General features: G+C 59.4%; 25 protein-coding genes. 11 read left to right on the top strand and 14 right to left on the bottom strand.

Features of this window, described 5'->3' with window-relative positions:
* Positions 1-8: 8 nt before the first annotated feature.
* The 9 genes from EDC38_RS09440 to EDC38_RS09400 all read right to left on the bottom strand — a co-directional run bounded on the left by EDC38_RS09440 (position 9) and on the right by EDC38_RS09400 (position 7,329).
* A complete protein-coding gene (locus EDC38_RS09440; RefSeq protein WP_123638289.1) occupies positions 9-911 on the bottom strand; it encodes a glycosyltransferase family 2 protein in 903 nt (300 codons plus the stop codon).
* Between the two features lie 4 nt (positions 912-915).
* Entirely contained in the window at positions 916-2,148 is a 1,233-nt protein-coding gene (locus tag EDC38_RS09435; protein ID WP_170162883.1) for an O-antigen ligase family protein, read from the bottom strand.
* The gene (locus tag EDC38_RS09430; protein ID WP_123638287.1) at positions 2,145-3,104 is read right to left on the bottom strand and encodes a DUF6492 family protein; all 960 of its coding nucleotides are present in this window, start codon (positions 3,102-3,104) and stop codon (positions 2,145-2,147) included. The genes EDC38_RS09435 and EDC38_RS09430 overlap by 4 nt, the downstream gene beginning before the upstream one ends.
* Complete coding sequence (locus EDC38_RS09425) at positions 3,101-3,985, bottom strand: glycosyltransferase family A protein (protein WP_123638286.1); 885 nt, start codon at positions 3,983-3,985, stop codon at positions 3,101-3,103. Before EDC38_RS09425 ends, EDC38_RS09430 begins: the two co-directional genes overlap by 4 nt.
* A gap of 93 nt (positions 3,986-4,078) precedes the next feature.
* Positions 4,079-4,798, bottom strand: coding sequence for a 3-deoxy-D-manno-octulosonic acid kinase (locus tag EDC38_RS09420; protein WP_123638285.1), 720 nt, complete (start codon positions 4,796-4,798; stop codon positions 4,079-4,081).
* Between the two features lie 32 nt (positions 4,799-4,830).
* Positions 4,831-5,289 carry a DUF488 domain-containing protein gene (locus EDC38_RS09415; RefSeq protein WP_246004374.1) on the bottom strand — a complete coding sequence of 153 codons (459 nt, stop codon included), beginning with the start codon at positions 5,287-5,289 and terminating at the stop codon, positions 4,831-4,833.
* Positions 5,286-5,723, bottom strand: a complete 438-nt coding sequence (locus EDC38_RS09410; RefSeq protein WP_123638284.1) for an RrF2 family transcriptional regulator — start codon at positions 5,721-5,723, stop codon at positions 5,286-5,288. The genes EDC38_RS09415 and EDC38_RS09410 overlap by 4 nt, the downstream gene beginning before the upstream one ends.
* 11 nt (positions 5,724-5,734) lie before the next feature.
* Positions 5,735-6,913 (bottom strand): NnrS family protein, encoded by a 1,179-nt coding sequence (locus EDC38_RS09405; protein WP_123638283.1) that lies wholly within the window; start codon positions 6,911-6,913, stop codon positions 5,735-5,737.
* 32 nt (positions 6,914-6,945) lie between these two features.
* Positions 6,946-7,329 carry a YbaN family protein gene (locus tag EDC38_RS09400; RefSeq protein ID WP_123638282.1) on the bottom strand — a complete coding sequence of 128 codons (384 nt, stop codon included), beginning with the start codon at positions 7,327-7,329 and terminating at the stop codon, positions 6,946-6,948.
* A 389-nt stretch (positions 7,330-7,718) separates the two neighbouring features.
* On the opposite strand from EDC38_RS09400, the gene EDC38_RS09395 reads away from it, so the two are divergent.
* Together EDC38_RS09395 and gdhA are read left to right on the top strand one after the other, a co-directional pair.
* A complete protein-coding gene (locus EDC38_RS09395) occupies positions 7,719-10,085 on the top strand; it encodes a nitric-oxide reductase large subunit (RefSeq protein WP_123638281.1) in 2,367 nt (788 codons plus the stop codon).
* A gap of 83 nt (positions 10,086-10,168) precedes the next feature.
* Entirely contained in the window at positions 10,169-11,515 is a 1,347-nt protein-coding gene (gene gdhA, locus EDC38_RS09390; protein ID WP_123638280.1) for an NADP-specific glutamate dehydrogenase, read from the top strand.
* A gap of 42 nt (positions 11,516-11,557) precedes the next feature.
* On the opposite strand, the gene rnk is transcribed toward gdhA, so the two are convergent.
* The gene (gene rnk, locus EDC38_RS09385; RefSeq protein ID WP_123638279.1) at positions 11,558-11,941 is read right to left on the bottom strand and encodes a nucleoside diphosphate kinase regulator; all 384 of its coding nucleotides are present in this window, start codon (positions 11,939-11,941) and stop codon (positions 11,558-11,560) included.
* Positions 11,942-12,692: 751 nt separating this feature from the next.
* Here rnk and sufT point away from each other — a divergent pair.
* Positions 12,693-13,211, top strand: a complete 519-nt coding sequence (sufT, locus tag EDC38_RS16525; protein ID WP_281273534.1) for a putative Fe-S cluster assembly protein SufT — start codon at positions 12,693-12,695, stop codon at positions 13,209-13,211.
* A gap of 12 nt (positions 13,212-13,223) precedes the next feature.
* On the opposite strand, the gene yghU is transcribed toward sufT, so the two are convergent.
* Positions 13,224-14,066, bottom strand: a complete 843-nt coding sequence (gene yghU / locus EDC38_RS09375; RefSeq protein WP_123638277.1) for a glutathione-dependent disulfide-bond oxidoreductase — start codon at positions 14,064-14,066, stop codon at positions 13,224-13,226.
* Between the two features lie 100 nt (positions 14,067-14,166).
* On the opposite strand from yghU, the gene EDC38_RS09370 reads away from it, so the two are divergent.
* Positions 14,167-15,525, top strand: coding sequence for an OmpP1/FadL family transporter (locus EDC38_RS09370; RefSeq protein ID WP_123638276.1), 1,359 nt, complete (start codon positions 14,167-14,169; stop codon positions 15,523-15,525).
* A 45-nt stretch (positions 15,526-15,570) separates the two neighbouring features.
* On the opposite strand, the gene EDC38_RS09365 is transcribed toward EDC38_RS09370, so the two are convergent.
* Positions 15,571-16,230 carry a peroxiredoxin gene (locus EDC38_RS09365; protein WP_123638275.1) on the bottom strand — a complete coding sequence of 220 codons (660 nt, stop codon included), beginning with the start codon at positions 16,228-16,230 and terminating at the stop codon, positions 15,571-15,573.
* A gap of 182 nt (positions 16,231-16,412) precedes the next feature.
* Positions 16,413-17,576, bottom strand: a complete 1,164-nt coding sequence (locus EDC38_RS09360; protein WP_123638274.1) for a cytochrome P450 — start codon at positions 17,574-17,576, stop codon at positions 16,413-16,415.
* A gap of 255 nt (positions 17,577-17,831) precedes the next feature.
* Here EDC38_RS09360 and EDC38_RS09355 point away from each other — a divergent pair, with 255 nt between their 5' ends.
* The 5 genes from EDC38_RS09355 (at position 17,832) to EDC38_RS09335 (ending at position 22,601) form a co-directional block, all read left to right on the top strand.
* A complete protein-coding gene (locus tag EDC38_RS09355) occupies positions 17,832-18,248 on the top strand; it encodes a c-type cytochrome (RefSeq protein WP_123638273.1) in 417 nt (138 codons plus the stop codon).
* A gap of 38 nt (positions 18,249-18,286) precedes the next feature.
* Positions 18,287-19,423, top strand: coding sequence for a multicopper oxidase domain-containing protein (locus tag EDC38_RS09350; RefSeq protein ID WP_211331064.1), 1,137 nt, complete (start codon positions 18,287-18,289; stop codon positions 19,421-19,423).
* Between the two features lie 12 nt (positions 19,424-19,435).
* Positions 19,436-20,176, top strand: coding sequence for an SUMF1/EgtB/PvdO family nonheme iron enzyme (locus tag EDC38_RS09345; RefSeq protein WP_123638272.1), 741 nt, complete (start codon positions 19,436-19,438; stop codon positions 20,174-20,176).
* A gap of 20 nt (positions 20,177-20,196) precedes the next feature.
* Positions 20,197-20,832, top strand: coding sequence for an SCO family protein (locus EDC38_RS09340; RefSeq protein ID WP_170162882.1), 636 nt, complete (start codon positions 20,197-20,199; stop codon positions 20,830-20,832).
* Between the two features lie 128 nt (positions 20,833-20,960).
* Complete coding sequence (locus tag EDC38_RS09335; protein ID WP_123638270.1) at positions 20,961-22,601, top strand: FG-GAP repeat domain-containing protein; 1,641 nt, start codon at positions 20,961-20,963, stop codon at positions 22,599-22,601.
* A gap of 114 nt (positions 22,602-22,715) precedes the next feature.
* On the opposite strand, the gene EDC38_RS09330 is transcribed toward EDC38_RS09335, so the two are convergent.
* On the bottom strand, positions 22,716-22,922 hold the full coding sequence (locus EDC38_RS09330; RefSeq protein ID WP_024461242.1) for a cold-shock protein: 207 nt from the start codon (positions 22,920-22,922) through the stop codon (positions 22,716-22,718).
* 294 nt (positions 22,923-23,216) lie between these two features.
* Between EDC38_RS09330 and EDC38_RS09325 the strand changes: the two genes are divergently transcribed.
* Positions 23,217-24,812, top strand: a complete 1,596-nt coding sequence (locus EDC38_RS09325; RefSeq protein ID WP_123638269.1) for a BCCT family transporter — start codon at positions 23,217-23,219, stop codon at positions 24,810-24,812.
* Between the two features lie 8 nt (positions 24,813-24,820).
* Entirely contained in the window at positions 24,821-25,045 is a 225-nt protein-coding gene (locus EDC38_RS09320; protein WP_123638268.1) for a DUF3565 domain-containing protein, read from the top strand.
* Positions 25,046-25,049: the final 4 nt, after the last annotated feature.

The following is a 25,049-nucleotide window of genomic DNA, read 5'->3' as shown; positions in this document are numbered from 1 at the left end:
TGATCCGTCTACTTTTTCCCGAAGTGCCGGAAGAAGAACAGCTCGATGCTGTTGAGGTGTTTCAACCACCGCTGCCCTGATAGAGGGGTATACCGCCAGGGAGTGGGCGGTGCCTCTGCGTCACACGCCAGATAATCCTCCGCAATGGGCAGTTCGCCCGCCGGTCGGTTCAGGAACGCTTCGCTTTGTTGCTCGGACCAGATCCGATACGGATAAAACCCACACTGAATTTTCGCCTCGGCGCGTTTGAGGGCCCAAGTCTTTCGTTTGCCTCGATAAGCGGGCACATTGGGTAGCCACATCGCGAAGGGCGAGTACAGGTAGGGCATGGGCCCGAACAGGCTGTTGGCCTGTCGGTCGTTGTCCGGCTCGGAGGACTGGAACTGCCAGCCCGACTTGAGCAGGCGTGCCGGCGAAGTGATGAGCAGGTCCGAGTAATGTACGCCCGCGCTTTGCCCCCGATTCTCCCGATATAGCAGCTCGGTCGATTGATCGTCGGTAGATTTGAAGGGTCGACGATTCTTTGCCGAGGCGCGCAGAAAGCAGGGCTGGACGAAACCCAGCGTGGGAGTTTCGGCAAACAGCCGTCGTAGTGAATCGATTTCCCGGTCCAGAATGGGGCGCACCACCTGGGTGTCGTCCTGTAAAAAGCACACCAGCGGTTCATCTCGCAAGATCTCAATGGCGCTCTGCATGTTGTCGTACAGGCCGCCGTGTTTGGTCGAGCCGGCCTTGTCGGGTGTGACCACCCGGTGCGCTTTCTCTATCTCCTTCAACACAGCCAGGGTTTCCGCATCTGAGCTATCGTCGTCAAACACCAGAATCCGGGCGTCGGGCCGGCACTGCTCAATGGAGCGCACGCAGTTGCGCAGAAACGGTCCCCGGTTGAAGGAAAAGATACAGAAAATCATGAGCTCACGACTCGTCCCGTGGGTGGGTTTGCCGGCACCACAACCACACCAGTATCAGCGGCAGCCAGGTATAGAGCCACATGGTTTTGACCGAGATGATCAGGGTGTAGGTGTTGGTGGTGACCAGCATGATCACAGTGCCGAAAATCCCCAGCAGATACAGTTTGGCGATCCGGCTGGTGTTGGCCTGATAAATGCCGCTCAGTACCAGCCCCAACAAGGCCATCAGAGTGCCCAGGCCAATCAGCCCCGTTTGGACAAAAGTGCCCAGAAACAGGTTGTGCGGTTGGGCGGTGCCCAGGCCGGATTCGGAGTAGATTTTCAGCCCTGCGGCGGTTTGCTCCAGATCCGTGGCGGCACCGTGGCCGAACAGGAGCGACTCGGGAGGATGCTCCAGGTGAGCCGTCCAGAGTAACAGGCGGTATGAGGTACCGCGCTCGGCCATAAACTGGATGAACTCCTCAATACCATAGAGCCAGAGCACACCGGCGAGCGCGAGTACCAAACAGGCAATCGCCAGCGACAGGATTTTCCAGTGTCGGTAGGCGATGGCACTGACTACAAAGCAGTAGGCAACCGCTAACGCCAGCGCCAGGGTGGGGCCCCGGCTGCCGGACAGAAGCGTGCAGGCGCAGGTGATCAACAGTGCCAATAACAGCAGCGCGATATCCTTCCCTGTCAGGGTGAGGCGCTGATGCCAGAACAGAAAGGCTCCGATGCACAGATACATGATCAGTACCGACACGCCTTCAATGGGTTGGTAGAGGGCGCCAATCCCGTAGAGCCGTCCCGAGAAACCGTTGAATACACCAAAGATGAGCAGTGCGGACAGTCCGCCAAGTGCGACGCTGCCCAGAATAAAGCGGCCGAGAAACAAAGGCCTTGGCAATAGAGCCGGTAACGCGGCAAAGAGCACCATGATCAGCAGGGAGGTTTCAAAACTCCAGCGCACCGCATGGAGATGCTGCCCTCCGTCGGCCTGACTCACAATCAATGAGCTGGCGGTCACGTAGAGCAGAAAACCGGCACACAGGCGCAACAGTTGATCACCGGTATCAATGCGGAGCCGCCCCATGCTGAAAAAAAACAGTACCGGTAAGCCGAGCGCCAAGTGGAACCAGGCCTTGAAAAGGTCCGGGTGAGGGGAGATGGCCGACAGGGCAATCCAGATCAGAAACAGGGTCGGCAGGCGGCGCTGATAGCCGGAAGTCGTTTGCTCGTGAGCACTGGGTGTCATTGCGTGGTGATCCATTCTAGCAACAGGTCCGTGAAGTCGCGGGCATTCCAGTCGTGCTTGCCGCTGCTCTGGGAGTGAAGGGTAATATAGTGAATGTCAGGGCGCTCGAACAGCGCCTTGACTTGCTGCACTACTGCCGTGGCATCGCGGGTGTCAAAGATATAGTGCATCAAATCCGGTGCCCGCCACTGCACGGGGCGCGTCTCGTGCCGAGCGAGATACTGTTTGTATAACCCGAATTCCGACCAGCGTCTGGGCGGTTGGTTCAGCAGGTGTTGCCACCAGGGGCGGCCGCTCTGTTGCTCCAGATGTTGGAGCATGCCGTTCACGGCCGTCCCGTCGAATACGAAAGGGGTGTCGAAATAGGTATTGACCGGCTGATCTTCGGTCAGTTTTCCAGGCCCGGTCAGTTTGGCGGCGTTGTCCACCCACTTGCGCACTTTCCCGCTCAGCTCGCCCAGTGGCTGCCACTGGGCGAAGCACACCACCGCTTCGGTGGTCTGAAAGTCATCCACCTGGGCCGAGGGAGTGACCACTACATCGGAATCCAGAACGATGGTGGTGTCGTGGCCCGCTTCACTGGCCACCGCGAGTTTGCACAGCTGCTGCGTGTGCCAGCCGGTATAGGCGGGCCAGCGCGGCCAGCCCAGGGTCCGGCGCAGGCTGCCGCTGATGCGGGTCAGGTGGCGGCCGGTGCGGGCACTGATGTGGCGCGCCTTGATGCGCTCGCGCTCTACGTCCGCCGGCAGTACCTCGGCGGTGGTTCGCAGCACCACATTGGGCTCCTCGGCGTAGGCATCGAAGAGATACCGATCTTCGGTCTGTACCACGACGTGGTGCTTCAGCCCGGCCAGGGGGGAGCGTGCCAGAGAGGCCCGGAGCAGACGGAAGTGTTCCAGATCTCCGGCCCAGGTCGGGGTCAACAGAATGGGGTTGGACGGGATGGCGGCCGTCATCCGTTGTGGTCCCTCAGGCGCGACTGAAGGCGACGCAGCGCGGTGCGTACCCCGGTGTTGGTCTTGCTGCCCGTGTAGCGCCCTTTGCTGATGTGCCGAATACGATACACGCCGGGAATGGGCAGCGGCTCGCCCTGACTCTGCACCAGCCAGCGAAAGGCGCGGTCCTCGTGGCACTTGGCGAACTGCTCGGTGGGCTGCTGATACAGGGCAATGTGGCGACAGTAACCGACCGCCCGGCAGACATCCCCGTGGGCGATCTGCAGCGGTCCGGTCGCCTTGGAGGGGCGCTTGACCGTAAATGAGCCGGTGTCGATGTCCAGCACCGCGGGCTCATGGGCGGCGGTGAGCATGGGGTTATCTTCGGCCAGCAGATCCGTGGTGCGCTCCTCTTCGGGGAAGATCAGCGCGTCTTGGCGCCCCTGAAGCAATTCGGCCAGGGTATCCAGGCAGTCGTCGCGGAACATCAGATCGCAGTCGGTGAACCACACCCAGTCGGCCCGGGTTTCCAGTGCCGCCCGGTTGCGGCCTATGCCCCGGCGGAACAGTTCCTGCCGTGGCAGTGCCCGCCAGTTCCAGATGACACCGGGTACCGACTGAGTGGAAAAGAACTCAAGCAGTTGCGCGGTCCGGGTGTCCTCGGGGGCGTAGAACACGGTCATGGTGACGTTCAGTCTGGTGGGCGGGAACAGCACCAGAGAGCTCAATTGATAGGCCAGAAAATGCGAGTAATTCCAGCAGTGGCTCACAATCTCCAGGTCCAGCGGCCCGGTCTTCGCCGTCCGCGCGGCCACCGGTGGCAGGTCCGGCTCGAACCAGCGGGCCGGGACCCAGCCTTTGGCGGCCAGACGATAAAAAGCGAGGCGGAGTGCGTCAAACATAAGGTGCGCCATTCGGATCAAAAAACCGCGGCATTCTATCACGGCACAGGCGGCTCTGCCCGCCAGAATCATGGTGTAGATGACCGCTCCCCGTCAGGCATAGCCCTGCTTCAGCGCTTTGAGAAAGGGTTCCGGCGTGTTGTCGGTCCCGGCACTCCAATGCTTGTGGACGCCGCGCTCGAGGCGGGCCAGGTTGGCGGCCTTCCAGGGCGCGTTAGCGGTATGGCTGGCGTGTTGAACCCCCCGGTCGAAATCGATCAGAAAGACCTCGCCCGAGCTCGGGCGGACCAGAACATTGGTGGCATTGAGGTCGGCGTGATAAACCCCGGCGTCATGAAAGCGCCGAATGCAGCGTCCCGCCGCCTCCCAGAGAGGAAGGTGCCCGGTTTGGTCGAGACTAAGCAGCGATTGGGTATTCTCCAGCCGCTCGATGATCAAGGCTGCCCGGTAGGTGAGTCCTTTACGTTCGTACCAGGCGGCGATGGGGGTGGGAACGGGCAGCCCCTGGGCGCTGAGTGACTGGAGCAGGGAAAACTCCCTGAGGGCGCGGACCCGGGACGAGCCGAGGTAGCAGTAGCGGTCATCCAGCAGTTTGCCGGGAAGACCGCCGCGGCGATAATGCCGCAGGACCCACCGGCCCCGGTCACCGTCGAGAAACCAGGCGGCGCCCCGGCCACCGCTGCCGACCGGCTCGGCCGAAGCGCCCCAGGCGGCGGGATCAAACCACCGGAACTGAAAGGCGTCGGCCAGGGCGGGCTGGACCAGAGCGTGTTGTGAACCGTCGTGGTAGGCGCGGCCGGGGGCGTCGGTCATCAAATCATTCAGCCTTTGTGGGTAAGTGCTTGCTAGCGTTCATAGCAAGTGGGTGAGCTGGGCTCGCGGCCATCGGCCTGTTCGTCTTCCCGCGCCAACTGGTCCAGCAGGGCCTTGCGCAGAATGGGCAGGTGAGACTGCTCAGGATTGCGGGTGGCGGTCAACAGGCTCAGGCGGCCCCGACGGGCGTGGAGCATCAGTGGCGTGAGTGCGTCCGGGTCATCGTCCAGCTCGCTCTGGTAGTCTTTGGCAAAGCGCTGCTGGTCGATATCGCCCTGATGCCAGGCGCGCCGCAGGGCGGGAGAGGGGGAGGCGTTGCGGTACCACTCGGTCAGTTGCAGGTCGTCCCGGCGTTTGCCTCGCGGCCAGAGGCGATCCACCAGCACGCGGGCACCATCGGTGCGCTCGACGGGTTCGTAAACGCGTTTGAAGACGATGTCGTAGCTCATGAAGCGCAGTTTAGCACTTCCCACCGGACCCTTGGGGGTCACGCGATCTGTAACACCTGCTTCATGGTCGGCATCTGGGCCGGATCGACCAGATCGGCCAGGGTATAGCCATCGAGTACGCTGAAAAAGGCATTCAGGGATTCGGCGAAGATGCCCTTCAGGCGACAGGCCGGGGTCAGTACGCAGTGGTTTCCGGCGCTGAAGCACTCCACCAGCGACAGGTCCTGCTCGGTACTGCGGACCAGCTCACCCAGATTGATGTCTTTGGGATCGCCCCGCAGGCGAAGGCCGCCGTTTTTACCGCGAATGGCGTGCAGGTAGCCTTTGCTGTTCAGCTCCTGCACCACCTTCATCAGGTGGTTCTTGGAAATGTCGTAACTCTCGGCAATTTCCCGGATGGTCGACAGCTCGTCGCCCTTCAGCGCAACGTACATCAGTACGCGCAGGGAGTAATCGGTATAGCGGGTAATATGCATGGTTGACCTCGTTAGCCGGGGCGGCCGTCGGCCCGGGGCTGCCACAGTATCGGCGCATAAAGTACCACAAACAAGGCAAACGCCAGAATCCAGGCCAGAGCGGACAGAGTGACCCCGATCCGGTAGTCCAGCCACTGGTTGGCGGCCAGCAGCCGAAACACCGTGGAGGCTATGATCGCGGCGTACATCAGCCGGCCGAAGGGACGCAGGGTGAGAGGCCGCCCGGTGTGGCCCATGGCGACCCGGCTCATTACCCCGAGAATCAGGGTGGCAATGCCGCCCACGGCGAGGGCGTGTTGCCACAGGGAGTCCGACAGCGCAGGCAGGAAGGCGCCCAGGCCGCGCAGCACCAGGGCAACCACAATCCAGCCATAAGCCAGGTGCAGAATCCACAGCAGGGGTTCGCTTCGGGTCTGCCAGCCGGACCACTGGTAAAGGCGCGCACCGTTGGCGGTAGCGGCCAGCAGGGCCACGGCGCCTTCTACCCAGAGCGGTAGTGGCAGCAGGGCTACCAGAGTGAGTGCCAACACACTTGCCAGCGCCCACTGAGTGACACGCGCCGACTGCGTGACCCGCTCCGGGCGCCCGCCATGCATCTTCAGCCAATTGGCGGTGAAGGCCGGGGTGATGCGTCCGGCGATAACCACAATCATCAGAGTAATCACATCCAGGCCCAGACCTTGGCCCAGTTTGAGTAGGCCCACCCCACCGTTCATAAAGCCCAGGTGCATCAGCAGGTTGCCCGCCGTCAGCGCCGCCAACACGGCGACCAGAATCAGGTTGCGCTTGTTGCCGTAGCGCAGCAGGACTCGCCCGGCATAGAGCGCCACCACGGGCAAAAAGGCGAGATCGACCACCGCGACCAGCCAGCCCGGCAACCAGCCCGCGAACCAGAACACCGCCCGCCCGGAGAGCCAGAGTAACACCAGCGCTACCAGACCAGCGCCGCGCAGGGGTGGGGCACCGGTCCAGTTGCACATGGCGGTGAGCAGAAACCCGGCAATGGGGGCGCTGACGAACCCGTAGATCATCTCGTGGCTGTGCCATTGCAGCGGGGACCAGCCCAGAGGCAGGGGCCAGCCGCCAAAGAGAAAACCAATCCACGCCAGGATGATGGCGATGGCGTACACCCCCGCCAAAATGAAAAATGGCCGGAACGCATAAGAAAAGAGGGCCGATGGTTGCGACATGATCAGATTTCCTCGTTCGCTGAGCCGACGGATCAGGCGTCGGGCCGGCTCCATAAAAAGGTGGCAATGGCGCAGAACAGTACTGTCAACGCCAGTAGCACGGTCGGTGCTGCGCCGGAAATGATTAGCCAGACCAGGCTGGCGGTCAGCATCGTGCAGGCCAACCACTTTCCCCGGCGGGGAATGGCTCTCCGGGTGCGCCAGGCCTCCAGCGCCGGCCCGAAGTGCGGGTGGTGGCAAAGCCAGCGGTGCAGCCGGGGTGAGCCCTTGGGGGCGGCCCAGGCCGCCAGAATCAGAAACGGTGTGGTGGGTAGCAGGGGTAATAGGGCGCCCAGCGCGCCCAGTGCAACGCCGCTCCAGGTTACCGACAGCCAGGGTAGTCGCTGCGGGTGTCGCCAAATCGAGGTGGGACTCATTGAAACCCTCGGATACTCACGCCAATAAAACATGTATTAACAATATATCTTTTTGCGGAGGTATTCAATCAACCCTCCCACCCCTGAGTAGGAGTGAATGGTGTGCGCTCTGCCATTCAGGGGAGGCCGACTATCCCTGAGGGGGTAGATGGTGCCCAAAAAGATGAATTTATTTTACATCTTTATCTCGGGTCGTTATTCTTTGTTAAAGAAGCAATTTAAATGAACCTTTTAACCGGTTCATTCCTGTCTGGTTATCGCACAAGGGGAGCTGCCTATGAACTGGCTGACACAATCGGTGGGAGATATTGCCCGGGAATTACCCGGGGCCACCGGGGTAGTGTTCGACACTATGTTTACAAATGTTGATGAAAAGGGGGCCGCGGCACATGGGTAAGTACAAAAGATTATGGTGGACGCTGATTGGCACATTGGCGGTTACCTTCGGTTTGTTGGGGTACTTTGGGGTCGAGGTGTACCGCAAGGCGCCGCCGATTCCGGATCAGGTGGTCACCGAAAGTGGTCAGACATTGATGACCGAAACCAGCATTCTCGACGGTCAGACTGCCTGGCAATCCGTGGGTGGTATGCAGCTCGGCTCCATATGGGGGCACGGCGCCTATCAGGCACCGGACTGGACCGCCGACTGGCTGCACCGGGAGCTGCTGGCCTGGCTGGAGTTGGCCGCTCAGGACAACTTCGGTGTCAGTTATGACGAGCTCGATGGGCGCGATCAGAATGCCCTTCAGTACGAGCTGAAGGAAGCCTATCGTACCAACACCTGGGATGCGGAGACCGACACCCTGGTGGTGTCCGATCGACGCGCTCAGGCGATGGCGCAGACAGCGGATTACTACAGCCGTCTGTTCGGCGGTGCCCCGGAGTTGCAGCCCACTCGGGAAAGCTACGCCATGAAAGAGGTCACGCTGCCGAGCGAAGAGCGCCGGGATCAGATGACCAATTTCTTCTTCTGGACCGCCTGGGCCGCCGCCACCGAGCGCTACCCCGGTGAAGCGACCTACACCAACAACTGGCCCCACGAGCCGCTGATCGACAATAAGCCCACCGCCGAGAACATCGTCTGGTCCATCGCCAGTGTGGTGCTTTTGATCGCCGGTGTCGGTGGCCTGGTCTGGGGTTGGGCGTTCCTGCGCAAAGAGGACGAAGAGGAGCCACAGGCGCCCAAGCAGGACCCGATCACCACTTTTGCGCTGATGCCTTCCCAGAAAGCCCTGGGTAAATACCTGTTGGCGGTGGTGGGACTGTTCACTCTGCAGGTGTTCCTGGGCGGGTTCGTGGCTCACTACACCATTGAGGGGCAGGGCTTCTACGGTATCCAGACCTCGGACTGGCTTCCTTACTCCCTGATGCGCACCTGGCACATTCAGTCGGCCATGTTCTGGATTGCCACCGGCTTCCTGGCGGCGGGCCTGTTCCTGGCGCCGGTCATCAACGGCGGCAAAGATCCGAAGTATCAGAAGCTCGGCGTGGACATTCTGTTCTGGGCGCTGATTGCCGTGGTGGTGGGCTCCTTTGCCGGTAACTTCCTGGCGATCAACCAACTGATGCCCGCCGAGTGGAGCTTTATGCTGGGCCACCAGGGTTATGAATACGTCGACCTGGGCCGTTTCTGGCAGATTCTCAAAGTCGCCGGTATCGCCTTCTGGTTGTTCCTGATGATGCGCGGCATCGTGCCGGCCCTCAAGCAGGGTGGCGACAAGAACCTGTTGGTGTTGTTGACCGCCTCCGTGGTGGCCATCGGTCTGTTCTACGGTGCCGGTCTGGCCTACGGCGAGCGCACCCACATTTCCATCATGGAGTACTGGCGCTGGTGGGTTGTGCACCTGTGGGTAGAGGGCTTCTTTGAAGTGTTCGCCACCGCCGCACTTGCCTTCATTTTCTGCAGCATGGGGCTGGTATCCCGTCCCATGGCAACCGCCGCCTCCCTGGCATCGGCGTCACTGTTCATGCTCGGCGGCGTGCCCGGAACCTTCCACCACCTGTACTTCTCCGGTACCACCACACCGGTCATGGCGGTAGGGGCCTCGTTCAGTGCGCTGGAAGTCGTTCCTCTGGTAGTGCTCGGATATGAAGCCTGGGAAAACTGGCGTCTCAAGTTCCGCGCCCCCTGGATGCAGAACATCAAGTGGCCGCTGCTGTTCTTTGTCGCCGTGGCGTTCTGGAACATGCTGGGCGCCGGAGTGCTGGGCTTTATGATCAACCCGCCCATCTCGCTCTACTACGTTCAGGGGCTCAATACCACGCCCACTCACGCACACGCCGCCTTGTTTGGGGTGTACGGCTTCCTGGCGCTGGGCTTCTGCCTGCTGATTCTCCGCTACATTCGCCCGAACATGGCGTTCAACGAGCGCGTGATGAAAACCGCCTTCTGGTGGATGAACGGTGGTCTGGTGTTGATGTTGTTTACCAGCCTGTTGCCGGTGGGCGTCATCCAGTTTGTTGCCAGTGCCTCTGAGGGCCTGTGGTATGCCCGCAGCGAAGCGTTCATGCAGACGCCGCTGTTGGAAACCCTGCGTTGGGTCCGCACCATTGGCGATGTGATTTTCATTGTCGGCGCCCTGGCAGTGACCTGGCAGGTGGTCAAGGGCGTACTCTTCCCTGACGCACCCGATCAGGTCGTCGACGGCCGACTGGAAAAAGCCTGGGCCCCCGCCTATGCTGAGTCCGATATGGCCATGGCTGAAGCGCATCGGGGGGACAGCGTGTGCTGCGGACATTGCGGCGGCGATAAATAGCCGCAGGTTTGACGCGCTGGTGTTTCACGTCCAGAGGGCGGGCTCAGCCCGCCCTTTTTGTCTTAACGGTTTGGGAGAAGTGAATGGTCAATGCCAAAGAGCGTATAGATACTATCTATGACGTGGTCAAGAACCGAAACCCCGGGGAAACTGAATTTCATCAGGCGGTCTGGGAAGTCATTGAAACGTTGACGCCCGTGCTGGAAAAGTGCCCCTATTACGCCAAACAGAAAATCATTGAGCGTATCTGCGAACCGGAACGACAGATCATTTTTCGTGTGCCCTGGCAGGATGACGACGGGGAAGTCCACATCAATCGCGGCTTCCGGGTTGGTTTCAACAGCGCGCTGGGGCCCTACAAAGGTGGGCTGCGGTTTCATCCCAGCGTCCTGCTGGGGACCATCAAGTTCCTTGCCTTTGAGCAAACCTTTAAAAACGCCCTGACCGGCCTGCCGATTGGCAGTGGTAAGGGTGGCTCCGATTTTGATCCCAAGGGGAAATCCGACAACGAAATCATGCGCTTCTGTCAGAGCTTCATGACCGAGCTGTACCGGCATATCGGCGAGATGACCGACGTGCCGGCCGGGGATATTGGTGTGGGTGCCCGTGAAATCGGCTTCCTCTTCGGTCAGTACAAGCGCATTACCAATTGTTATGAGTCCGGAGTGCTGACCGGCAAGAGCCCGAGCTGGGGTGGCGCACTGGTTCGTAAAGAGGCGACCGGCTACGGCCTGGTTTACTTTGCCGAGGAAATGCTCAAGGCGCGCAACGAATCACTGAAAGGAAAAGTCTGTGTGGTGTCCGGCTCCGGCAACGTGGCGATTTACGCAATTGAAAAGTTGCAGCAGTTGGGGGCCAAGGTCGTGGCTTGCTCTGATTCCGGCGGGGTGATTTACGACGAGCGGGGCATCGATCTGGAGACGGTCAAGGAAATCAAGGAGGTGCAGCGCGACCGGATCAAAGCGTACGTCGCTCAACATGGCGAGGCTGACTATCGGGACAAAGGGAATATCTGGGATATTCCCTGTGACCTGGCGTTCCCCTGTGCCACCCAGAATGAATTGGATGAGAAGGCCGCGCAGACGCTGGTCGAAAATGGTTGTCTGGCCGTTGCCGAGGGTGCCAACATGCCCTGCACGCCGGAGGCAGTGGATTGCTTTATGGAAAACAATGTCGCCTACGGCCCCGGCAAAGCGGCCAACGCCGGTGGCGTGGCGACATCGGCCCTGGAAATGCAGCAGAATGCCAGTCGTGACTCCTGGACGTTTGAGCACACGGAAAAACGTCTGCGCCAGATCATGGCCAACATCCATAGAGACTGCTACGACACCGCCCGGGAGTTTGATCTGGATGGCAACTATGTGGCGGGCGCCAACATAGCCAGCTTCCGGCGAGTGGCGGATGCCATGTTGGCCTTTGGTGTTATCTGAGGTCTGCCAAACGAGCTGACGATCGGTGCTCGGCACCGGTCGTCAGTCTGCTCGGCTGACCGCGTCCACTTTCACGGTGGTGCGCTGGGTTTTACTGATCGGCCAGTCAATTTCCTGCCCTTGTTTCAGGCCAATAATGGCGCTGCCAATGGGGCTCAAAATGGACAGTTTGTTCTCCGTGTTATCCAGCTCGGTGGGATACACCAACGTATAGGTGAACGTCTTGCCGGTCGACTGAACCGTAAAAGTCACCTGCGAGTGCATGGTCACCACATCGTCCGGAAGCTTGGCCGGCGTCACAATTTTTGCCCGCTCCAGCTCTTCTTCCAACTGATTGGTGATGGTGTCCTCGGGAACCAATTCCAGCAGTTTCCACAAGCGTTCATACACATCTTTGGTTAACGTGATTTTGGGTTTTGATGCCATAAAATGACCCTGAAAATTAGCGGAACGTTCAACGGCGCACGCTTCCGGAGAAACCAGTGGTTTTCGCGTGCAGCAATAAACACCCCAGGTTTATGACCTACGGTGCGAATACGGAATGAAGGTAAAGCGGAATAAGGTGTGCCCGAGTGCTGAGGATTAGCACCCGGTCAAGAGGGGAAGATGGGGGCGAGCCTCCACATCAGAAATTGCGCCAGTACGTTGTTCACGAAAATCCTGTGCTTTTCAAATGACGTTGACCTGAGGTTACCCCAAAGAAAATAAATGTCAACGGCGCCGCCCGCCGGCTGACCGGCGGTGCGCGACTGGTTTAGTGTATAATAGTTGAGTTAAATGCTCGGGTATTTAGCTTTGTCGACTTTGGTGGTAGCATAGGCACTATTGGTAATGTGTATCCAGAGAGCATCTTATGCAACCCAGTTTTCATATCTCCGAGCCGGCCCGCGATTACCTGATTGAGCTGCTGAGTAGCCAGGGTGTGGATGCGGCCAGGATTTTTGTGGTGGAAGCCGGCACCCCCCGGGCCGAAACCTGCCTGGCGTACTGCCGGCCCGGCGAAGAGTCGGAAACCGATCTGGAAGTGTACGAGGGTGACCTTAAGCTATACCTCGACAAGCGCAGCCTGCCCTACCTGAAGGGGCTGGAAATCGGCCTGCAGGACAAAGGCGAGCAAAAGCAGATCACCATCCGCGCGCCCAACGCCAAGAAGCCCCAGAGCGCCCAGGGGCGTGAGGTGGAGTTTGAGCGCGAGTGTCCGGCCAAGCTGGTGCCCTCCGGTGATGATCTGATGATTCCCAAGGGGGCCGAGGCGGCCATTACCCAGGCGTTAGGGGCCAGCTACACGCTGCTGTACCACGGCAACCTGATTCGTATCGACGGTAAAGATGCCGACGCCATCGGCCTGACCTCCAATGCGCTTGAGTTCGAAGCGCGTGAAGACGGCCGCATCGATGAAGATCAGGTCTGGAAGGCGCTATCCATGGTTTACGATCCGGAAATTCCGGTGAATATCGTCAGCCTGGGCCTGGTGTATAAAATGGATGTGGATCAGTCACGCGGCCATGTGTTTGTGGAGATGACCCTGACGGCACCGGGCTGCGGAATGGGCGATGTGCTGGTGGATGATATCAAGCGACGCCTGGCGGAAGTGCCCCACGTCCAATCCAGCGACGTCCAGTTGGTGTTTGATCCACCCTGGACGCGCGAGATGATGAGTGAAGAAGCTCAGTTGGAAACGGGGATGTTTTTCTAGGGTCGGTTATCCCTACACATCAAGATCCGCGGCGTCGTGGCGCTCGCGCAATTGCTCGTGAGGTTCGCCCCAGGTGCGATTGACTTTGCGCCCGCGCTGCACGGCTGGCCTCTGATCGATGGCCTGCGCCCACCGCTTCAGGTGTCGATACTCATCCACCGATAAAAACTCGCCGGCATCGTACAGGCGCCCCAACACCAGTTCGCCATACCACGGCCAGATGGCCATGTCCGCAATGCTGTACTGCTCTCCCGCCAAATAGGTTTTGTCCGCCAGTTCGCGATCGAGCACATCCAGCTGACGTTTAACTTCCATGGTAAAACGATTGATGGGGTACTCGTAAGGCTCCGGCGCGTAGGCGTAAAAATGACCAAACCCGCCGCCCAACAAGGGTGCGCTGCCCATCTGCCAAAATAGCCAGTTGAGACACTCGGTGCGACCCGCGATGCTGTCGGGAATAAATGCGCGAAACTTGTCAGCCAGGTAAAGCAGAATCGAACCGGACTCAAATACCCGTGTGACCGGATCGGTACTGTGGTCGACCATGGCCGGTATCTTTGAATTGGGATTAACCGCCACAAAACCACTGGAGAACTGATCTTGCTCCATGATGTCGATGTAGTGTGCGTCGTACTCCGCTCCCGAAATTCCGCGAGCGAGAAGCTCTTCGAGCATGATGGTCGCTTTTACGCCGTTGGGTGTTGCGAGTGAATAGAGCTGCAGAGGGTGCTTACCAACCGGTAGCGCTCGCTCGAAACGGGCCCCCGCTGTGGGGCGGTTGATGCCACTGAATTTACCGCCGGCCGATGTGTCTGGCGTCCAGACTTTGGGTGGGGTGTACGAGTGCTCGCTCATTATTCCTCCATTCACGATCGGTTGCTTGCGTTTTGAAACTGCTACACTACAGTTCGATGACGTTGACACACATAACCACTGTACGCAGGAGGAGAATACCATGGATCAAAAAGCGCTCCGCGCCTGTTTTGCGCTGTCCTTGCTGAGTTTGCCGTCGGTAACCCTGGCGTCTTCATTCCAGCTGCTTGAGCAAAGTCCGGCCCACATGGGCAAGGCATTTGCCGGTACGGCGTCGGATATTACCGATGCCTCTACGGTCTACTTCAATCCGGCGGGCATGGCACGTCTGGACGGTCAGAACCTGACCCTGGGTGGAAACGTCGTGCTCACCGAAGCGGACTTCGTCAACGACGGCAGCAATTACGTCATTCAGGGTAATACCGTGCGTGTGCAAGGCAGCGGGACCACCGACGAAACCGGATTTATTCCCAATGCCTATTGGGTCGTTCCGGTATCCGAGCAGTTCACCCTGGGCCTGGGCGCGGGCGGTCCCTTTGGCCTTTCCAGTGACTTTGGTACCGAGTGGCCGGGGCGCTACGACGCCACCTTCAGTGAACTGGAAGTCACCAACCTGAACCTCACCAGCGCCTGGGCACCCAACGATCAGATCGCCTTTGGTTTGGGGATCAACTATCAGATGATCGATGTCACCCTGCAAAGCCAGTTTGATTCCACCTTGGGTGCCAGCCCGGATCCCGCCACCGACAGTAGTGCGAGCATTGAAGGGGATGATGACGATATCGTATTCGATGCCAGCGTGTTGTGGACACCGGCCCCGGGAACACAGTTGGGTTTGACTTGGCGTCAGGGGGGCGACTTTACGCTGGATGGCTCTGCGGCCTTCGACTTTAACGCAGCCTGCGTTCCCGGTGCGGGTGTGCCTACTCCGCTAGAGGGCAATCCGACGACCGGTGACTTGTGTGCCAGTGGGCTGACCGGGCTGGAAGGTCCGGTCAATGCTGGGGCGGAGCTGCCGGATACCATTACCCTGAGTGGTTCGCAACAGTTGAATGATGTGTGGACCCTGCACGCGGACATTGCGCAAACCCGCTGGAGCAGCATTCAGACCATTGCGGTTGATAATGTTGATAACGGTGAGAACGTGGCCACACTGGACCTGCGTTACGATGACACGCTTCGCCTGGCGTTGGGCGCCAGCGCGGCGTTGACGGATACCTTCACCTTGCGTTTTGGTGTGGCGCAGGACGAGGCGCCGCAAACCGATCCGGAGTTTGTCAGTCCGAGAATTCCGGATGAGGATCGTACCTGGCTGGCCGTCGGCGCCAACTTCCAGGTATTCGATTCGGTCACCATGGATGTGAGTTACGCTCACCTGCTGGTGGATGATGCTCAACTGGAGCGTACTGAGCCCACCCCTCTGGGCGGAAGCTACACTCTGGACGGCAGCTTCGACAGCTCGGTCAACATCCTGGCGGCCCAGATCAACTGGCAGTTCTGACCGATCACCGGCCGGGGCGGTCAGCCTCGGCCGGTGTAACCGTTTTTACTGCGGCTGCTTGGCCGTTCTCAGGTAGGGCTTGAGGGTTTTGAAGCCTTCGGGGAATTTCTTTTTGGCGTCTTCGTCACTGACCGACGGCGGAATGATGATGTCTTCACCATTTTTCCAGTTCACCGGTGTGGCGACGGTGTGCTTGCTGGTCAGCTGCACGGACTCCAACAGACGCAGAATCTCGTCAAAGTTGCGACCGCTGGTCATCGGGTAGATCAACTGGGCTTTGATCTTTTTGTCCGGACCGATGATGAACACCGCGCGCACGGTGGCGTTGTCGGCGGCGGTGCGACCGTCTGAGGAAGCGCCTTCATCTTCCGGCAGCATGTCGTACAGCTTGGCCACGTTCAGATCCGTGTCGCCAATCATCGGGTAGTTGGGTGCGGTGCCCTGGGTTTCTTCAATGTCCTTGGCCCACTTGGCGTGGTTGTCCACCGGATCGACCGACAGACCGATGATCTTGGTGTTGCGCTTGTCGAATTCCGGCTTGAGTTTGGCCATGTAACCCAGCTCGGTGGTGCACACCGGGGTAAAGTCTTTCGGGTGAGAGAACAGGATCGCCCAGGAGTCGCCAATCCACTCGTGGAAGTTGATTTCGCCTTCGGTGGTTTGGGCGGTAAAGTCGGGTGCTGTGCTACCAATACGCAGGGCCATGAGACCTCCTTTCGGGATCGAACACAAATGATGGAATGGAATCATTGTTAGTGGGGCCGGACCGGGCAAATACAAGCCCTGACCGACCGGTCAGTAGAGGGGATGATAAAGGTCGCACCGGCGGTCGTAAAATGACCTTTCCGTCTAATCCATAGCGTTCGGTTATAACGAAGCACGCAGCGTCAGCTTTCGTCGAAATCCAACCACAGGTGCTGGTAACCGCTGGCCGGATAGTACGCATTGACCGGCGCCTTGTCGGGCGTCGGCGCAAAGGCGCCGCTGATCTGTAATAACGCCTCCATCAGTACCCGAAGCTCCAACCGCGCCAGCGGTGCGCCGGGGCAGACGTGCAGGCCCGCACCGTAGAGCAGGTTCTGGCTCTGGTCGCGGCCCCAGCGGAACTGATCGGGCTGTGGAAACACGCCTTCATCCCGGTTGGCCGATATCCAGTTGACCGTTACCCGGTCTCCGGTTTCGATTTGGCGGCTTTGCAGCGTGGCAGGGCCGGTGGCTTTGCGCCGATTGGTGACCAGCGGGCCGTGAATGCGCAGAATTTCGTCCACGGCTTCCGGAATTAGGTCGACATCCTCACGCAGCGTTGCCTGCAACGACGGATGGTCGGCCAGAAATTTCAGCAACAGGCCGACCGAGGCGGCAATGGTGCCGATTTCGCCCACGGTCCAGTTGCGCAGAATGCTGACGATATCTTTCTCGGGAATGGGTTGACCATCGATGGTACTGCGCATGATTTCCGTGGTGGGATCTTCCGGCACCCAATTGCCTTGCTCACGTCGGGTTTCGAGCAGTTCGTGAATATAACGACTGAAGCGTTGGGCAATTTCCGCCATGGCCTCCCGATCGCCGGCCAGCGTGGCCTCGTGGTTTTCGTGGGCCCATTCGCGCAGCGGCTCCTGCAGACTGTCGGGCCAACCGAGGAAGGCGCACTGGATCTGCAAGGCGAAGGGCTCCGCCAGCTCGGCGACAATATCTACCTGCTTCCGTCCGGCGATAGCTCGAGCCAGCTCGGCGGCAATGTCGCGGCACTCCGGTTCAAACAGCGCCATGCGCTGATCGGTAAAAAAAGGCTCTATCAGTGTGCGATACGGGGTGTGTTCGGGCTGATCCATTCCATTGGGAACGGATCGGTGCTTTGAAACTTGATTGCTGAAGGTTTCATGATCGGTCACCACCGCCAGCACATCCTCGTGGCGAAACACGGACCACCCCATGTACTTGCTGCGGGCCACCGGGCAGCGTTGGCGCATGTCATCGAAACTGGCGACGGGGTTGTCCAGAACCGTGTCGCTGCGAGGGTTCCAGTCGTAGGTCGGGCGGTGATCAGTCATGAAACTCCTCCCGGGGGAATTGTTTGTTCAGGATTGCTGCTCTCATGGGTTGTTACTTTCATGTTACGGCGCTTGCCCGCTTGAGCCTACGGGAATACTCCCCAATCCCCATCGTCTACCCCCAATAGGGCATTTCAGAGGGGCGCCGAATAACCCATCGGCGCAATAGTGTGGCACCTGAATTTCTGGTCTGATGAAGCTGTGTGGGAAATCGTAACAGGTACGATTTCCCCGGTAGCAGATCGAGGTGTTTACATGAAGTGTCCCGCCTTTTCCTTGTCCCGCCGTGGTTTCTTTGGTCGCTGTTTGTTGGGGGCGCTGGCGAGCCTCAGCCTCAACCTTCACGCCGCCGACCCGGCCAACGGCAAAACCGTTTATCAGATGAATTGTCAGGCCTGCCATCAGCCCGCCGGTGCCGGTATTCCCGGCGCCTTTCCTCCCCTGGCCGATAACGCCAATCTGGCCGGCAACCCCGACTATATCGCGCAGGCCATCGTCAAGGGCGTTTCCGGTCCGCTGACAGTGAACGGAAAATCCTACAACAGTGTGATGCCGTCCATGGCTCACATCAGTGATTCGGATATTGCCGACTTGGTGGCCTACATCCTTTCGGATCTCAACGGCAGTAGTGACTTGACCCTATCCGAAGCCAATATCAGTGCATTGCGTTAACGGTACCCATTTTATTAATTGATAGAGAGAACTTAACAATGAAACAGATGATGAAAATGATGGCCCTGGGAGCGAGCGTGAGTGCCTTGGCGGCGTTAGTAGGCTGTTCTCAGGCCGGGCCCATGGCAACCGCCGGTGAGTTTGAAATCGAGGGCAAGGTCTACGGCATGCCCAAGGCCGAAGTGTTCCGCGAGGATTACCGGGGCGATGCGGTGGTGGGCGATACCATGACCGCGTCCCCCCATTTGGCCAAGCTCGACTACGCCGGCAACAAAACCCATCAGGTCCGGCTGGACACCCTGTCCCAGAAAGTGGAGGTGGCCCCGGGCGTGAGTTACACCGCCTGGACCTTTGGCGGCAGCGTGCCTGGTCCGGTGTTGCACGTGCGCGAGGGCGACCGGGTGGTGTTTACCATGAAAAACCGCTCCGACGAGGCCGTGCTGGTGTCCGAGCCCGGCAAGGGCGCCGCGCCTTTCTACCGGCAGATGTCGGACAACCCCTACCAGAAGCCGGAGGCGGCCATTTCCCCCATGCCTCACTCCATGGACTTTCACAGCGGCACCGTGGCGGCCGATGATAAGTGGCGCAGCATCTCGCCGGGGGAAACCGTCCAGTTCGAATGGGTGGCCAACTATCCCGGTGTCTACATGTACCACTGCGGTACATCCAGTGTGTTGATGCACACCGCCATGGGGCAGTACGGCGCGGTGGTGGTTTCCCCCAAAGAGGGCTACCCCACGGAAGCCGATCACGAATACGTGATTACCCAGTCCGAGTTCTATCTGCAGCAGGTGGGCGAGTCCTATATCTATGATCACCAGGCTGCCATGGCCAACAACCCCAGCCACGTGACCTTTAACGGTCATGTGTCCGCCCTGATGGATCAGCCCTTGCGCGCCAAAAAAGGTGACCGGGTGCGCCTCTACGTGCTGAACGCCGGACCCAACGGCACCTCCAGCTTCCACGTGATCGGTGCCATCTTTGATCGGGTCTGGTACGAGGGCAATCTGGAGAACGAGTGGCGCGGTATGCAGACCGTACTTCTGGGGGCCAGTAACGGTGCGGTGATGGAGTTCATCGTTCCGGAAGACGGGCTGTACAAACTGGTGGATCACGAGTTCCACGACGCCGAGCGCGGCGCCGCCGGCGCCTTGATTGCCGCACCGGCACAGTAGGAGGAGAGCGAGATGTCAGGGTGGTGTAAACAATGGTTGTGGGGCGGGCTCCTGTTGGCCGGCACCGTCACCGCCCTGGCGGCCGAGCCGGTGGTGGTACCGGAGGGCAATTTTGAACACCCGGTGCTGCTCGACCGGGAGCGCCGCACCGAGTGGGTGGCAAGCTTCCGGGTGGATGCCCGCCCGGTCAACCGCGAGGACTATGCGGCGTTTGTGGAGGCTCATCCCCACTGGCGTCGCTCGGCGGTCGCGGGGCTGTTTCACGATGGCGGCTACCTGCGCGGCTGGTCCTCGGATGTCACCCCGGATGGAGCGCCAGAGGCGCCGGTGGTTCAGGTGTCCTGGTACGCGGCCCGGGCCTACTGTGAGGCCCAGGGCGGCACCCTGCCCAGTCTGGTGCAGTGGGAGTATCTGGTGGACCTTCGGCGGCGCTTGAATGGCCTGTCGGATGAAGACTACGCCAATGCTGTGTTCGCCTGGTACGGTGAGCAGCGTCCGGCAGCCTTCGAGGATCGGGCGTTGGGGCTCTCGGGCTTTATCGGGCCCGTGAATGAGTGGTTGGAGGACTACCAGCTGCTGCTCGCCAACGGCGATCGGGTGGATTTTGGCGGTGGTTCCTGCGGTGATACCGGCCGTCTCATACTGCGCTACGACAGCGCTCACTACGCCACCCTGCTGCGCTACCAGATGCGCAGCAACCACGCTCCGGAAACCACCGCCAGCAACCTCGGCTTCCGTTGCGTTTACCCCTGATTGAGGATACCTGAATGAACATGAACCGCTTCACAAAGGCTTGGCATTGGTTGGCAGCTCTGGGCCTCTGGGCGCTGGCTGGACTGGCGTTTGCCGGCGACCACGCGAACCACGGCGGTCACGACCATCACGGCCACCACGATCACCATACCCCTCTGGGAATGGCCAGTGACATCCCGGAGGGCTCGCTGCATCAGTTCGATGCCACGTGGCAGACCCACCGGGGCGAGACACTGCGCCTGAGTGATCTGGCGGGACAGTCGGTGATTGTGACCATGATGTACGCCAGTTGCACGACGGCCTGTCCGGTGCTGGTGGAAGATGTGCGTCGCATCCATCAGGGGTTGTCCGCCGAGCAGCGCGAAAACGTGACCTTACTGTTGGTGAGTTTCGATACGGAAAATGACACCGTCGAGGTGCTCAATGAGTACGCCCACAATTTCCGGGCCACGGAGACGCCCTGGCACTTTGCCACCGGCTCGGTGGCGGATGTGCGCACCCTGGCGGCGCTGCTGGGTATCCGCTACCGGAAAAATCCCAGTGGCGGTTACGACCACAGCAACGTGATTGCGCTGCTCAACGCCGACGGGGAGGTCATCCACCGCCGGGAGGGGCTGAACCAACCGGTCACTGAGGCCGTAAACAGTCTGCATTGAGCGTCTGGGCGCGTTCAGTCATGCCCCGGCCTGGTGTACACTGGGTCCCACAATGATAAACGGTGCCGGAGAGGCCTTCGGAGCCGCTTATCATTGTGGGACCCAACAAACACAGCGGCACTACGGTTATGCATCGAACCCTTCTCAGGACCCCCCGTGTTTTTACCGGTGAATGGAGCGCAACCTTCCGACGCTTGCGGGTCGGCCTACTGGTGCTTGGCGCGGCAATGTCGACGCCGGTGCTGGCTCAGGCACAGGCCCAGTCCCAAGCCGACCCGTCCCAGCCCGCAGAGCGGCTATCCCGCGAACAAGTGGTGGCGCTGACGCAGCGCTATTGCGGCGGCTGCCATCAGGTGCCCTCACCCTCGCTGCTGCCCCGGCACAGTTGGCCGCGGGTGATCGATTCCATGGTGGAGTTGGCCAAAAACCGCACCGGTCAGGACGTGATTCCGGCGGAGGCCGTACCCCACATCAAGGCACTGTATTACGGGTCCAGCCCCGAACAGTTGGCCAGCCTCCCCTATATTGATGATCCTCATCCGGCAATGAGCTGGACCTCCGAGCGGGTGGGTGATGGGGTAGGTATTCCGCAAATTCTCAATATCCAGCAGGTGGAAATGGACAATGATGCCCGGTTCAACTTTCTGGTCAGCGACGGCGAGCGCGGCGAGTTGCGTCTGCTGCAAACCGATGGAGGTGAAAAACCTCAGTGGCGGGAGTCCACCATTGCCGAGATTGAGTTGCCGATCACGGCCCGAGTCGTCGACTTTAACGGCGATGGCCGGCAGGACATTCTGGTGGCCGATCTCGGCGAGTTCGCCCCAAGTGGAGTATTGGCGGGCAAAATTTTTCTGTTACAGCAGACGCCGGGGGGCGGCTACGAAAAACAGCTATTGATTCATCAGCTCGGGCGTGTGACCGATGTGCAGGCGCTGGATCTGGACGACGATGGCGATCTGGATATCGCCGTGTCGGTGTTTGGTGGCGCTGGCATTGGCGAGGTGTTCTGGCTGGAGAATCAGGGCGGCGGCGATTACCAGAAGAGACCCCTGTTGGGGTTGAGTGGTGCGCTCAATATCACGCCTGCGGATCTCAATGGCGATGGCAAAATGGATCTGGTCACATTGCTCGCTCAGGAATACGAAACCATGGTCGCTTTTGTAAACCAGGGTGAAGGTGAGTTTGAGCGGGTGGATCTGGTCAGTGCCGGGCATCCGTTGTTTGGTGCCACCAGTATGACCGTTGAGGATCTGAACCGTGACGGGAAACCGGATATTATCTTCACCAATGGTGATGCTTTCGATACCCAAACCGATCCCAAGCCTTACCACGGCGTTCAGTGGCTCGAAAACAAAGGCAATATGCAGTTTGCCGCCCACGACATCGGCCGTTTCTATGGCGCTGCGAATGCGGCGGTGGCGGACATGGATGGCGACGGCGATCCGGATATCGTGGTCAGTAGCTGGACCAATTACTGGGACGATGAAAAACGGCAGTCCCTGATCTGGTATGAAAATACCGGCGACCTGACATTCCAGCCTCGGCCCATCAGCGATGACTACCGTGGTGTGGTGCCACTGGAGTTGGTGGATATCACCGGCAATGGTCGCCTGGATATCATCACCGGTGCTTTCCGTATGGATATCCTCAAGGATTTCTTGCGGGTGGAAGACGGTATTCCCTCCATGGATACCGACAAGATGAAAGCGGATCAGCGTGCACCCAGCGATCGATTGTTATTGATTCGTAACCGCGCCATTGAAAATTGAACACAAAAAAACGGCGCCCCTCACAGGGCGCCGTTTTTGATTCAGGAGTAACCCCTGAAAGAACACAATCCGTCGGCCTTCGGTTGTCGGCGACGGGCTGTGTCAGCAGACGATTTAGATCGCCTGAATGTTCTCGGCTTGCGGGCCTTTCTGACCTTGGGTCACGTTAAAGCTGACCGCTTGGCCTTCGGCCAGGGTTTTGAAGCCTGAACCAACGATGGCGCTGAAGTGTGCAAAAACGTCCGGACCGGATTCCTGCTCCAGAAAACCAAAACCCTTCGCTTCGTTGAACCACTTAACTGTTCCAGTAACTACTGACATAATCGTACCTATAAATCATTTGATGGTGGCCCTGATGGACCGGTGGTGCTAAAAAGGTTCTATTACTTAAAAAGACAGGACGATGACGTGCGACAGAGTTGCTAGCTACGGGCAGGGATCGAACAGGTTTTTACAATATAAATCAGAACTTCCTAACCCGAGCCATCCTACAGGCTTTAGGGTGACTGTCAACGTATTTATCAATGTATTTGTCGCTGGTGCGGTCCGTGTTAGGCTTTTTCGCTACATATCAAGCACTTGGCTCACCATTAAAATATTGAAGCAGAGCGTCTCATGAACAGACCCGGTTGGGTTTTTTACGTATCGGTTGCACTCTTGAGTGCGTTTGTTGTGCTCGGCATTTTCTGGCCAGAGCAGTTGGCAGGTGGTTCAGAGCAGGCGCTGGCCTTCACTACCAGCCACTTCGGCTGGCTGTACCTGTTTGTCACCACCGGTTTTCTGGTGTTCTGCATTGCTCTGGGGGCCGGTCGTAGTGGCAACATCCGGTTGGGGGCCGACGGTGAAGCGCCGGAATTTTCCTATCCCACCTGGTTGGGGATGATTTTTTCGGCCGGGATGGGGGTTGGCCTGGTGTTCTGGGGTGTCGCCGAGCCCATGACGCACTACGTCAATCCGCCCCTGGGTATGGCCGAGGGGCGCAGTGCCGAGTCCGCTGAGTTGGCCATGCAGTACTCGCTGTTTCACTGGGGATTTCATCAGTGGGCCAACTTTGCTGTCGTGGGGCTCGCGATTGCCTACGTCCGCTTCCGTCAGCAGCGGCCGGGCTTGATCAGCGAGACCTTCCGGGCCAGTCTGGGCGACCGGGTGGATGGTGGCTGGGGGCACGCGATCAATGTGTTGGCCGTAGTGTCTACGGTGTTCGGGGTGGCCACCACCCTGGGCTTGGGTGTTATTCAGATCAACAGTGGAATGGGCTCGGTGTTTGGTATGGCATTCGGCACTACGCCCCAGCTTGCCATATTGGCCGGGGTGGCCATTGTGTTCTTACTCTGCTCACTGGCGCCTCTGGAAAGTGGCGTGCGTTATGTTAGCGATGCCAACATGCTGCTGGCTGCGGCCGTTCTGGTGTTTGTTTTCTTTGCCGGGCCCACTGACTTCATCACCGCCGCCATGACCAATGCCATTGGTGATTACTTTTCCAACATGATCGGTATGAGCCTGGTGATGTCGCCCTACACGGGTGAGGACTGGGTAGCCCGTTGGACGATTTTTTACTGGGCCTGGGGCCTGTCCTGGGCGCCCTTCGTGGGAAGCTTTATCGCCCGTATTTCCAGAGGTCGGACGATTCGGGAGTTCGTGGTTGGCGTCATTGGTATGCCGGTGCTACTGAGCACCCTCTGGTTTGCCACCTTTGGCGGCTCATCGCTGTACTTCGAACTGTTTGAAGGTGCAGCGCTGGGCGACGCGGTGACCCGGGAGATGAGTTCGGCGCTGTTTCAGATGCTTGAATTCCTCCCCGCGGTGGGTTGGATCAGTGCCTTGGTATTGGTCCTGATTGTGCTGTTTGTCATCACCTCGGCCAACTCGGCCACCTTTGTGCTGGGCATGTTCACCAGCCGGGGGGTGCTCTCTCCAAGCCGGCCCATGCGACTGACCTGGGGCGTCATTCAGGTATTGGTGGCCGGCGTACTACTGCTGAGCGGTGGCCTGACCGCACTGCAGACCATTTCCATTGTTGCGGCCTTCCCGTTTATGGTGCTGATGGTGTTTATGGCCGCGTCATTGCTCAAATCGTTGCGGAACGAGCAGCGCCAGATGGAGTTGCACGAAGCATTGATGCGAGAGCGCATTCAGCGGTTGCTCGATGACAATGAACGTAAGTCCTCCCTCGTTGATGCGGACGATGGCGCCGCAGATGAGAGGTCGTAAACACAAATATGGAGCAACCGATCATCGGCTACCACAAAGATGAAGAAGACCACTGGGTAGCGCGCCTGGCCTGCGGCCACAATCAGCATGTGCGTCACAACCCACCCTGGGTTGAGCGCCCTTGGGTTACCACCGCAATGGGACGAGCCTCCATGCTCGGAACCCTGCTCAATTGCGTAAAGTGCGATCGCCGCGAGCCGGCGGACCACGCAGAGCAAACCCCATCGGTATAGTGAT

Source organism: Marinimicrobium koreense (genome assembly GCF_003762925.1).
In the GTDB taxonomy this organism is placed as follows: domain Bacteria; phylum Pseudomonadota; class Gammaproteobacteria; order Pseudomonadales; family Cellvibrionaceae; genus Marinimicrobium; species Marinimicrobium koreense.
Note: the sequence above shows the minus strand (reverse complement) of the source record. Positions and strands in the feature narration are given on the sequence as shown.

What these genes read in the sequence shown, in the direction of transcription:
- EDC38_RS09440 (WP_123638289.1), bottom strand. Translation starts at nt 911, where the DNA reads ATGATTTTCTGTATCTTTTCCTTCAACCGGGGACCGTTTCTGCGCAAC.
- rnk (WP_123638279.1), bottom strand. Translation starts at nt 11,941, where the DNA reads ATGGCATCAAAACCCAAAATCACGTTAACCAAAGATGTGTATGAACGC.
- EDC38_RS09370 (WP_123638276.1), top strand. Translation starts at nt 14,167, where the DNA reads ATGGATCAAAAAGCGCTCCGCGCCTGTTTTGCGCTGTCCTTGCTGAGT.
- EDC38_RS09410 (WP_123638284.1), bottom strand. Translation starts at nt 5,723, where the DNA reads ATGCATATTACCCGCTATACCGATTACTCCCTGCGCGTACTGATGTAC.
- EDC38_RS09365 (WP_123638275.1), bottom strand. Translation starts at nt 16,230, where the DNA reads ATGGCCCTGCGTATTGGTAGCACAGCACCCGACTTTACCGCCCAAACC.
- EDC38_RS09345 (WP_123638272.1), top strand. Translation starts at nt 19,436, where the DNA reads ATGTCAGGGTGGTGTAAACAATGGTTGTGGGGCGGGCTCCTGTTGGCC.
- EDC38_RS09350 (WP_211331064.1), top strand. Translation starts at nt 18,287, where the DNA reads ATGAAACAGATGATGAAAATGATGGCCCTGGGAGCGAGCGTGAGTGCC.
- EDC38_RS09335 (WP_123638270.1), top strand. Translation starts at nt 20,961, where the DNA reads ATGCATCGAACCCTTCTCAGGACCCCCCGTGTTTTTACCGGTGAATGG.
- EDC38_RS09400 (WP_123638282.1), bottom strand. Translation starts at nt 7,329, where the DNA reads ATGAGTCCCACCTCGATTTGGCGACACCCGCAGCGACTACCCTGGCTG.
- EDC38_RS09405 (WP_123638283.1), bottom strand. Translation starts at nt 6,913, where the DNA reads ATGTCGCAACCATCGGCCCTCTTTTCTTATGCGTTCCGGCCATTTTTC.
- EDC38_RS09320 (WP_123638268.1), top strand. Translation starts at nt 24,821, where the DNA reads ATGGAGCAACCGATCATCGGCTACCACAAAGATGAAGAAGACCACTGG.
- EDC38_RS09355 (WP_123638273.1), top strand. Translation starts at nt 17,832, where the DNA reads ATGAAGTGTCCCGCCTTTTCCTTGTCCCGCCGTGGTTTCTTTGGTCGC.
- EDC38_RS09330 (WP_024461242.1), bottom strand. Translation starts at nt 22,922, where the DNA reads ATGTCAGTAGTTACTGGAACAGTTAAGTGGTTCAACGAAGCGAAGGGT.
- EDC38_RS09360 (WP_123638274.1), bottom strand. Translation starts at nt 17,576, where the DNA reads ATGACTGATCACCGCCCGACCTACGACTGGAACCCTCGCAGCGACACG.
- EDC38_RS09340 (WP_170162882.1), top strand. Translation starts at nt 20,197, where the DNA reads ATGAACCGCTTCACAAAGGCTTGGCATTGGTTGGCAGCTCTGGGCCTC.
- EDC38_RS09430 (WP_123638287.1), bottom strand. Translation starts at nt 3,104, where the DNA reads ATGACGGCCGCCATCCCGTCCAACCCCATTCTGTTGACCCCGACCTGG.
- EDC38_RS09435 (WP_170162883.1), bottom strand. Translation starts at nt 2,148, where the DNA reads ATGACACCCAGTGCTCACGAGCAAACGACTTCCGGCTATCAGCGCCGC.
- EDC38_RS09395 (WP_123638281.1), top strand. Translation starts at nt 7,719, where the DNA reads ATGGGTAAGTACAAAAGATTATGGTGGACGCTGATTGGCACATTGGCG.
- yghU (WP_123638277.1), bottom strand. Translation starts at nt 14,066, where the DNA reads ATGAGCGAGCACTCGTACACCCCACCCAAAGTCTGGACGCCAGACACA.
- gdhA (WP_123638280.1), top strand. Translation starts at nt 10,169, where the DNA reads ATGGTCAATGCCAAAGAGCGTATAGATACTATCTATGACGTGGTCAAG.
- EDC38_RS09420 (WP_123638285.1), bottom strand. Translation starts at nt 4,798, where the DNA reads ATGACCGACGCCCCCGGCCGCGCCTACCACGACGGTTCACAACACGCT.
- EDC38_RS09325 (WP_123638269.1), top strand. Translation starts at nt 23,217, where the DNA reads ATGAACAGACCCGGTTGGGTTTTTTACGTATCGGTTGCACTCTTGAGT.
- EDC38_RS09425 (WP_123638286.1), bottom strand. Translation starts at nt 3,985, where the DNA reads ATGTTTGACGCACTCCGCCTCGCTTTTTATCGTCTGGCCGCCAAAGGC.